At 71.9% G+C, this 2,564-nt stretch carries 3 protein-coding genes; all 3 read left to right on the top strand.

Annotation, left to right across the window (positions count from 1 at the left end; all coding sequences use genetic code 11):
* Positions 1-135 (top strand): alpha-glucosidase C-terminal domain-containing protein (locus tag ACZ69M_RS51125; RefSeq protein WP_351710222.1); only part of this gene is annotated, 135 nt, incomplete at its 5' end.
* Positions 136-201: 66 nt separating this feature from the next.
* Positions 202-1,683 (top strand): maltokinase N-terminal cap-like domain-containing protein, encoded by a 1,482-nt coding sequence (locus tag ACZ69M_RS51120; protein ID WP_470060549.1) that lies wholly within the window; start codon positions 202-204, stop codon positions 1,681-1,683.
* 59 nt (positions 1,684-1,742) lie between these two features.
* A partial coding sequence (locus ACZ69M_RS51115) for a GlgB N-terminal domain-containing protein (protein WP_470060548.1) occupies positions 1,743-2,564 on the top strand: 822 nt, incomplete at its 3' end.

Below are 2,564 nucleotides of genomic sequence, written 5' to 3'. Positions count from 1 at the left end.
CCGGTCGAACTCATCGGCGGGGTGCGATTCCCGGCCATCGGAGAGCTGCCGTACTTGCTCACCCTCGCGGGCCACGGCTTCTACTGGTTCCGGCTGCGACGCGCGATCAACCCCGGCACCGCCAGGCGATCCTGACCGCACGTCATCGCACGTGATCGTGTGCCCATCGAAGATCGCTTGCCTCTGAAAGGACGTGTCGCCATGCCGAAGACCGCGTTGCACCGTCCGGGCAGCCATGCCCCCGCCGCACTGCTCACCTCGCTCGCCGAGCTGCTGCGGCAATGGCTGCCGCGGCAGCGCTGGTTCGCGGGCAAGGGCCACCCCGTCACCGGTCTGAGCGTGGTGTCGTCGACCGAGCTGTACCCGGGCTGCCTGCATCTCCTGATACGCACCGAACACCTCGGCGGCTCCGACCCCGAAGGTCCCGGCACTCCCCCGCCCGACGACTGCTACCAACTCCTGCTCGGCGCACGCGAGGTCCTGCCACCCCGGCTCGCCCCCGCCTTCATAGGCCGACCGAGCGCGGGCCCCCTGGCCGACCTCAGCGTGTACGACGCCTTCCACGATCCCGACGCGGCGGGTCTGCTCCTGGAACGGCTGCGCACGCCCGGGGCTGCGGGACCGCTGCTCTTCGAGCGGGATCCCCAGGTGACGGTCCCCTGCGGTCTCGCCCCACGGCTCCTCGACACCGAGCAGTCGAACTCCTCACTCGTGTACGGGAACTCCTTCATCCTGAAGGTCTTCCGCCGCGTCCAGCCGGGCATCAACCCCGACCTGGAGGTGCCCTGGGCACTGGCCCGGCAGGGCTGCACCCGCGTACCCGCCCCCGCGGCGTGGTTCGGCACCTCGCAGCCGCGGGAGGCGACACTCGGGGTGCTCCAGCCGTTCCTGCGCGACGCCTCCGACGGCTGGGCCCTGGCACTCCAATCGCTCGCCTCCGGCGGGGAGTTCACCGAAGAGGCACACGAACTCGGCCGGGCCACCGCCGAGATACATGTGGCGCTGGCGGCGGCGTTCCCCGTACGAGCGCCCAGTCCGTTGCAGCACCGGCAACTCGCGACCGCGATGAGTGAACGGCTCGACACCACGGCCCGCTCCGTACCCCAACTCCGGCCGTACACGGACGGGCTGCGCTCGGCCTTCGACGCGCTCGCGGCGCTCGACGCGGCGATTCGGCCGGCCCAGCGGATTCACGGCGACCTCCACCTGGGGCAGGTGCTGCGGGCCGGGCGGCAGTGGTCCGTCATCGACTTCGAGGGCGAGCCGGCCCGTCCGCTCACCGAGCGCCGACGCCTCCAGTCCCCTGTACGCGATGTCGCGGGCATGCTGCGCTCCTTCGACTACGCCGCGCGCTCCCGCCGGCCATGGCGCCCCGAGTGGGCGCAGCGCTGCCGGGAGGCCTTCTGCGCGGGGTACGCCGCCGCGGCCGCGTGGGACCCGCGCGAGGAGCCCGAACTGCTGCGCGCGTACGAGACGGACAGGGCCGTGTACGAGGTGCTGTACGAGGCCCGGCACCGGCCCGACTGGCTACCGGTCCCGATGGCGGCGGTCGGTCGCCTCGCCGAAGGCGCGGGGCAACAGCATGGCGAACACCCCACCGAGCGTCCTGCCCCACATCCAGCCGACCATCGCGTCGAGCATCACGCCGAACACCGCGTCGAACGTCCTGCTGAACGCCTGTGACGACGACCCGGAGCCCAGGATCCATCCGCCCCACCGCTTTCCCCGAGGAGGCTGAAGCCGTGGCAGTTCCCACCACCGCCGTTGGCACCAGGCCGGTAGCCGCGCTGGACGCGACGGACCGCGCGCGCCTGTTGTCGGGCGCCCACCACGATCCGCACGCGCTGCTCGGCGCGCACCCGATACCGGGCGGCGTCGTGTTCCGCGTGCTACGACCGTACGCCGAGGCCGTCGCTGTGGTGGTGGACGGCCGCCGCACGGAGCTACGGGGGGCCGGTGACGGCCTCTTCTCGGGCGTCCTGCCGCTGGGCACGATCCCCGAGTACGTGCTGTCGGTGACGTACGCGGGCCACGCGTACGAGGTGCATGACCCGTATCGCTTCCTGCCCGCGCTGGGCGAGGTCGATCTGCATCTGATCGGCGAGGGACGCCACGAGGAGCTGTGGCGGGCCCTCGGGGCCCATCCCATGACCCACCAGGGCGTGACCGGCACCCGCTTCACGGTCTGGGCGCCCAACGCCCAGGGAGTGAGGGTCTGCGGGGACTTCTGCCGCTGGGACGGCACCGCCTACCCCATGCGGTCGCTCGGTTCCTCGGGCGTCTGGGAGCTGTTCCTGCCCGGCATCGGCGAGGGAACGCCGTACAAGTTCGACATCACCCGGCCCGACGGTACGCACACGATGCGCGCCGACCCGATGGCCCGCCGCACCGAAGTGCCTCCGGCGACCGCCTCGATCGTCACGGAGTCGTCCCATGTGTGGACGGACGAGGAGTGGATGGCGGGGCGGAGTGCCCGTCCGGTGCACGAGGCACCGCTGTCCGTCTACGAGGTCCACCTCCCCTCGTGGCGTCCGGGCCTGACCTACCGCCAGCTGGCCGAGCAA

It is taken from the genome of Streptomyces sp. NPDC107454 (assembly GCF_055582885.1).
This window is presented reverse-complemented; position numbering and strand designations above follow the sequence as displayed.